Genomic DNA, 6,466 nt, shown 5'->3' on the forward strand with positions numbered 1-6,466 from the left:
TCAACCAATGATTATCCTATTTCAGTTCTATAATATCATAAGGTTGAAGGTCTACCGAAATCGGATTCGGAGTCAATAAGACGTTCCCTCTCTCCGTATCAAACATTGTCACGCCAGGTTGTTGAAATTGAGTATTTCCCACATATAAAATTTTATCCGATGCAAGAAGAATACTCGACAGACTCGCATCGTAACTTGAAGGGATAGTAAGAAGAGTGGAAATTTTTTCTCCCGTGCTTGGGTTAAATACCTGCAACGTTTTAGTAAATCCGGAATCCAAAACGGAAACATAACCGACCGTATCCGATTTCACTTGTACAGAAAGGATATCTCCACCCGCAACCGACTCGGAATAAAGGAATCGAGAAACAAAGGAACGAGTCGATAAACGAAACGCGCTCACTCCTCCGTCGATTCGGCTCTGAAATCCCATTCTAGCGGGAGTAGCAACCACAAGATGAGGTTCCCCGAAAAGATCCACAAGTTGTGGTTTACTCACGGGATTGGAACTTGGAAACGTATATACTCCAATTACCGCATCCGTCGCAATACTGATCTCCAACAAAAGAGAGGTAGTGTTCGGAGGAAAATAACCGGAAGGATCGTTTCGATCCAGTCTCTGCACGCATACAAAAAGGGAATCTCCCACTATTTTCAAACCGTTCATCTCGGGAATTCCGTCGGGCACGGCCCCAAGTGAAACAGGTTCCGCATAACTTCCAAGATCAATCGAACCGGTAATCGTCATATATGTCGGGTCCACGATCAACAAGCGACTGGAACCGTACAGGCTCACATAAGCCTTAGACGCACTTGCAAATTCCATATCCACCGGATTGACCTTCAATCCGAGCGAAAGTTCCGAGACCGTGATAAATCCGTAGCTTGGCTCGAGAACTTGTATGCTATCTCGATTGAGTCGATTCAACACATACACTCTTCCGATCCCGAAACGAGCAACCGCATCGGAGTGAATCGGGGTCAAACCCGGATAACTGTAAAGTAGAGAAGAATTGATTACTTTAAAACGACCACCACCGCCAAAATCCGTAGTTACGACTCCTATGTTACCGGGAGAGTTTTGAATCAGAAGAAGACTCAAGAAAGACGGCTTTTGAATATCTCCACAAGATACACTCAAAAAAAAGAATATTATAAAAATATTAATCCTTGATCTCATATCAAAATCTCATACTCAAAGTGACGTACCAACTTCTACCCGGAAGCGGATAACCGATCAGATCAGAAACTCTTCGATCCGTAAAATTCTTAACCTCGAAGGTTAAAAGGAACTCCTTTGCGGGAGCGGATTCTTTCGAATTTCCGAGAGAATCCTTTAACGGTTCTCCCGGTTCGCTGTACAAAACCCAGGTGAAAAAATAATTCCAAATCTGTCTCTCCGGGATATAGTTGATGTATTCATTTGTTCTATCTCGAAACACCGCGCCGATATACAACAATTCGATCCCGATTTCCAATCTCTTTCCTTTCCAGGAAAGAGTGCTCGCAAACTCGTGTCTCGACCTCAAAGGAAGAATTTTTCCGCGGAGGTACAAGGAAGAGGAAGTGTTGATTGCATCCTGATAGGTATAGTTAAACAAAAATTTAATCCCGTATTTCCAATCTATCCGATGGGAAAACTCGACCCCTCTGATCCGCGCGGAATCCACGTTCTCCGGCCTCAGGGTAAATTGAGAATTCGGAAGAAACAAAATCATATCTTTGATATCTTTGGAAAAGTAAGAAACACTCGTCTTCGTTTTCAAGTAAGAATGATTCGTTTTGAACACAAATCCGGCGTCCCCGTTGCCGCTTCGTTCCGGTCTCAGATTCGGATTTGCGATGATACTCCCCTGTTCTCCGAACATTTCCAAAAAGGAAGGAATTCTATATTGTTTGGAAACGTTTGCTTGAAATTGAATGTCCCAGGTTTCCTTTTCGAACAACTTCCATACAAAACCTAATTTAGGATTTGTGAATGTAGTTTTTTTCTGATCTCCCGCCAAGGGATCCTGCCTTCTATACCAAGGTTCTTCCGAAGGAAAACGATCCTTGTAGTGATCCCAAGTCACGGAAGGAATCAAAAGAACCTTCGCGTTCCAAAGGCGGACTTCGTCTTCCAAACGAAAGGAAGAATACATTCTTTCTTTTAGAGGCTCCACTCTTCCGATAACATTGGAAGGAGTGAGCCTATTGCGATCAAAGGATTCTTTTTCTAAAGAAGCAAACGCTCTTAGGATCTGATAATAATCCGTAAGATACAAAGTGGGCATCAGTTGAACGCCCATCTGTCTGATTTCCGCTCTGGAATTCGGGGTTCCTTTGGAAAATTCGGAGCCGGGATCGAAAAGATCGTCCTTGGCCGCGGTATAAAAACTTCTAGACTCAAGACGAAAAGAATCCACGAATAAACCTTTCGTATCCGTAGCGAAAGAACCCATGTATCGATCGTATTTTCTATGAACCCGATTCGTCTGATTCGAACCCGGCCCGGGAAGACCATGAATTCTATGATTGAAGTCGTTTAATAATTTCAGTTCCGTTTTACCGATTTGATACTTGAGCGTTCCAAAAAGCGCCGCTCTTTCAAACGCCGCGTTCCTTCTCCGATCAATCGTGTCGTCTAACGTGTTCAAAACTACGGTTCCGTGATCGTTTTTAAAAGAAAAGTTCTGATCCGATTTTTCGCCGAGCGCCAAAAAACTCGCTCCGATTCCATTGTACGTTCCGGTATGAGAAACACTCGCCTTACCGGTATGAAACGAACCTCCTCCGATGTTGATTCTCGTTCTGGGTTTGCTCGTGTCCTTTCTCGTGACGAGATTGACGCCACCACCGATCGCGGAACCGGAAAATCCGATCGGATTCCCGGATCGGTAGACTTCCACACTTTCTAAACTGTCAAAAGGAAGATCCGCGAGATTGACTTCTCCGCCTTGGGAATTATTCAGCGGAATTCCATCCAAATAGATCCTGGATTGATTCGGGTTTGTGCCTCGGATGGAAAGTGTGGAATAAGAACCCAAGCCCCCGAAGGATCTGACCCTCAGTCCGGCCTCTCTTTCCAAAACCTCGGGCAAAGACGTATAACGTGCCGACGCTCCATCCAGTTTGATCGCGGATTGAAATCCGCTCGGATTGGATCGAAAGTTTTGGGAATCCGAATCGGAAACCTTTCCGATCACCTGGACGGTTTCGGCCTTTTGAACCGAATCCGTTTTTTGAGAGATCGTGGAGCTTGAATTATCCTGAGCGATAATCCCAGAAACAAAAATATAAAAAAACAGGATTATAGAATATTCTAAAAATAAAATGTATTTTAAAATTTTCATTTCTTACCCGTAGGAAAGCGACGGGGAAGAAAAATCGGGAACGTTCCCTTCTCGAATCGATAAAATTCGAAAGTTTATTTTTCAAACCCGACTCTAAAATCCCGAAAGCCATGCCAGTTTGTTTCAAACTTGTTAGGTCTTCTGGCTCTCGCCGGTTTCGCGGCCTTCCCGTGCAAAAACACAGTGACTCAAACGCGAAACCGTTTACGGCGATTACAGCTGCGGGTTCAGCTCCGGACTTAAACCGGATTCCCTTTCTCGATTTACAAGAATAAACAAGTTTGTGTTCCAAGATTCCGAACGCTGAACTTGCAGGCAAGAAAATTCCTTAAAAAACAAAGGAAAGATTTGGTTTTACAAGGCTGAAATCAATCAGTCGTTTTATAGATAAAACTCGAAAGATTTCCGAAGATTGTGAAGGTTATTTAAGAAATTTTCGAATTCGGCGTTTGAAATAGAATTGAAAGCAACGCGCTTACTGCAATGTGCAACAATCAAAGATTACCGTTTATTACGTTAGCGTAAACATCATTAAGGATAGATTCGTAATTCCCATTTTTTTAAACCGATTTACCAGACAATTCCCGATTTTACCAATCCAAGGATATTACACATTTTGGGAGAAACTTCCGAATCCTTTCTCTCTTTGACTGAAAGAGGATTAGAAACCAAATGCAGCTCATATAAATTCTGTAGTTTCCCGATTTCTTTCGGAAGAGTTATAATAAGATTGTAATGTAAGTGCAACTCTTCTAAATTCCGAAGTTGTCCGATTTCTTTGGGAAGTGTTGCCAGTTTGTTTCCGAGCAAATGCAAACTTTGTAGATTCCGAAGTTGTCCAATTTCATTTGGAAGTATTGTAAGCGAGTTGTAATTCAAAGAAAGCGTCGTTAAATTTTGTAGATTTCCAATTTGTCTCGGAAGATTTTGGAGGTTTTGGTTGTTCAAATTCAGGACATGAACAATCCGAAGGATTTTGGAAAGCCTCTATTAAGAGCGTGTCCCCAAACCTGGTTGTACCGATAGTTTAAAGAAATAAACCTGACTAATGAAAACAGAATTAGGTCATTTAGATATTCCGGAAAAGATATGAAGACGGCTTCATCCCTTATTACCAAAGCTTAAAACAAACCGACTGAAAGGCGGTCGTCCCCGAGTAGAGGATAGAAAAGTAATGGCAGCAGACGGGAGTTTCGCGAAGGCTCCAAAAGGGGGGCCTTCACGGGTCGAAACCCGACGGATCGCGGCAAAAGAGGGATTAAAAGGCATATTCTCGTCGATAGGCGTGGAGCACAATTGTAGCCTTTGTAATCGCTTCTGCTGAAACTCATGATTCTAAATTATTATTTCCTTTTTTAACGTGAGTTCGGCCTAAGGAGGAAAAAAGAGAAAGCTCTTGTACAGAAAAACGCCAGATCACATATTGAACCGTACTTTCAGCAAAAAAGGGGTTAAATATGGATCTGACAGAGATATTTTGTGCGATAGACGATTATTGTACACAACAAAAAATAAACTGGAACGTGAAAATACTTTTGTCCGGTGGTTCGAAAAAGAAATCGAAAATTTCAGTTAAGCCTGAGTGAAGTAGCAACGATTGTTGTCTGTTTTCATCTTTGTCATTATAGAGAATTTAAAAATTATTATCTGATAGAAATAAAAAAGAATTTAAAATCCGAATTTCCAAAAGCGGTAAGTTACAATCGTTTTGTTGAACTGATGCCTAACGCGTTATCTGTCATAGCTTCGTTTCTATCAAATTCTTGTCTGGGAAAATGTTCGGGAATATCGTTCATTGATTCTACGATTCTTTGGAGTATGCGACAACAGAAGAATCCATTCTCATAAGAACCTGTCCAGTCTCGATTTTTTCTTACGGAAAAAACCGGAACTGAACAGAACCTCGCAGCTTGACCTTTGGTAAAATAACATGAAGTTTTAGAACACGCTGTAAAGTATTGAAAGATACTGCACAACGAGGGAAATCAAGCACAGGCTGGTTTTATGGCTTTAAATTGCATTTAATCATAAATGATCAAGGTGAAATATTATCATTTATGATTACTCCTGGAAACGTCGACGACAGGAATTCGAAAGTGATTTTTCCACTTGTTAAGAATATTTACGATAAGAACCTGCCCTCACCAGTTCTTTCTTACGGAAAAAACCGAGACCGGACAGAACCTTGCAGCTTGACCTTTGGTAAAATATGGACTTCCCCCAAGAAAACGGACATGGCTATGCAGTAATTCTTTCTCTGAACTCGACTGGTGTAAGATAGCCTAAAGCCGAGTGTCTTCTCTTTCTGTTGTAATATCTTTCGATATAGTCAAACAGAAAATATTGTGCCTCCCTTATTGTGTTGAATTTCCTTCTGTAAACCTCCTCAACTTTCAAAGTTTTAAAGAACGATTCCAGGAAACTCAACGGAACGCTTTCTATGAATCGCGTTCCGGGAGCATTGTCATAGCAGTTGCCTTTTCTACTCATACTCTGGACGAACTCATTCGTATTTAATACTTTTCTAAAGTCATCACTTGCATATTGAACTCCTCTATCGGAATGAAATATGACTTCTTTTGGATATCTCCTACGAGAAAGAGCTTTCTCAAAGGCCTTCAAGAGATGTTCCGTTTCCAATGTCGAACCCAATTCCCAACCAATGATCTCTCGATTGAAAAGATCTTTGATCGCAAATAGATAAATCCATTTCCCGTTGATCGGTATGTAAGTAATATCTGAGAGCCAAATCTGATTCAATCCATCCGACTTGAAAACTTGATCCAAAAGATTAGGAGCAACAGGAAGTTTGTGCTTCGAGTTCGTGGTCACAGGACGAAAAGAACGCTTCCGATCGGCTTTTAAACCCAGTTTATACATTCTTCTGTAAACTCGATTCTTAGATACGACAATCCCCTTCCGATCGTAAGTCTTGATGAACTCGTAAATATCCAGACCTACCCTCATGCTCTTCAAATAGACGGCGAATTCTTTCGTCTAACTCTTGATTTGACTTTACTCTTTCGCTATCTTCTCGTTTCAACCAATCATAATAGCCGCTCTTGGATACATTCAGAATCTTGCATATCTTCTTTACTGGGAAATGATTCTTTTCTATATATGTATATTTCATT

Annotated in this window: 4 protein-coding genes, 3 pseudogenes and 1 riboswitch; of the genes and pseudogenes, 2 read left to right on the forward strand and 5 right to left on the reverse strand. The window is 41.3% G+C overall.

All coding sequences use genetic code 11. The annotated features are described in order from the left end of the window. Positions 1 to 16: 16 nt before the first annotated feature. The 3 genes and pseudogenes from LEP1GSC062_RS03125 to LEP1GSC062_RS03140 form a co-directional block, all read right to left on the reverse strand. Positions 17 to 1,180 carry a YncE family protein gene (locus tag LEP1GSC062_RS03125; protein WP_020983391.1) on the reverse strand — a complete coding sequence of 388 codons (1,164 nt, stop codon included), beginning with the start codon at positions 1,178 to 1,180 and terminating at the stop codon, positions 17 to 19. A gap of 1 nt (position 1,181) precedes the next feature. Further along, complete coding sequence (locus LEP1GSC062_RS03130) at positions 1,182 to 3,332, reverse strand: TonB-dependent receptor plug domain-containing protein (RefSeq protein ID WP_020983386.1); 2,151 nt, start codon at positions 3,330 to 3,332, stop codon at positions 1,182 to 1,184. Between the two features lie 114 nt (positions 3,333 to 3,446). Then, positions 3,447 to 3,627, reverse strand: a riboswitch (cobalamin riboswitch). A 365-nt stretch (positions 3,628 to 3,992) separates the two neighbouring features. Further along, positions 3,993 to 4,332: pseudogene (locus LEP1GSC062_RS03140) on the reverse strand (leucine-rich repeat domain-containing protein); the annotation flags it as partial. Positions 4,333 to 4,380: 48 nt separating this feature from the next. Here LEP1GSC062_RS03140 and LEP1GSC062_RS22850 point away from each other — a divergent pair. Further along, positions 4,381 to 4,690, forward strand: a pseudogene (locus LEP1GSC062_RS22850) (transposase); the annotation flags it as partial. Positions 4,691 to 4,789: 99 nt separating this feature from the next. Then, positions 4,790 to 5,416, forward strand: a pseudogene (locus LEP1GSC062_RS25745) (transposase); the annotation flags it as partial. A 154-nt stretch (positions 5,417 to 5,570) separates the two neighbouring features. Here LEP1GSC062_RS25745 and LEP1GSC062_RS03155 read toward each other — a convergent pair. Further along, on the reverse strand, positions 5,571 to 6,299 hold the full coding sequence (locus LEP1GSC062_RS03155) for an IS3 family transposase (RefSeq protein ID WP_081654715.1): 729 nt from the start codon (positions 6,297 to 6,299) through the stop codon (positions 5,571 to 5,573). Next, complete coding sequence (locus LEP1GSC062_RS25750) at positions 6,232 to 6,465, reverse strand: IS3 family transposase (protein WP_020983388.1); 234 nt, start codon at positions 6,463 to 6,465, stop codon at positions 6,232 to 6,234. The genes LEP1GSC062_RS03155 and LEP1GSC062_RS25750 overlap by 68 nt, the downstream gene beginning before the upstream one ends. Between the last annotated feature and the right edge of the window lies 1 nt (position 6,466).

It is taken from the genome of Leptospira alexanderi serovar Manhao 3 str. L 60 (genome assembly GCF_000243815.2).
Taxonomy (GTDB): Bacteria; Spirochaetota; Leptospiria; order Leptospirales; family Leptospiraceae; genus Leptospira; species Leptospira alexanderi.

What these genes read in the sequence shown, in the direction of transcription:
- LEP1GSC062_RS03125 (WP_020983391.1), bottom strand. Translation starts at nt 1,180, where the DNA reads ATGAGATCAAGGATTAATATTTTTATAATATTCTTTTTTTTGAGTGTA.
- LEP1GSC062_RS03130 (WP_020983386.1), bottom strand. Translation starts at nt 3,332, where the DNA reads ATGAAAATTTTAAAATACATTTTATTTTTAGAATATTCTATAATCCTG.
- LEP1GSC062_RS25750 (WP_020983388.1), bottom strand. Translation starts at nt 6,465, where the DNA reads ATGAAATATACATATATAGAAAAGAATCATTTCCCAGTAAAGAAGATA.
- LEP1GSC062_RS03155 (WP_081654715.1), bottom strand. Translation starts at nt 6,299, where the DNA reads ATGAGGGTAGGTCTGGATATTTACGAGTTCATCAAGACTTACGATCGG.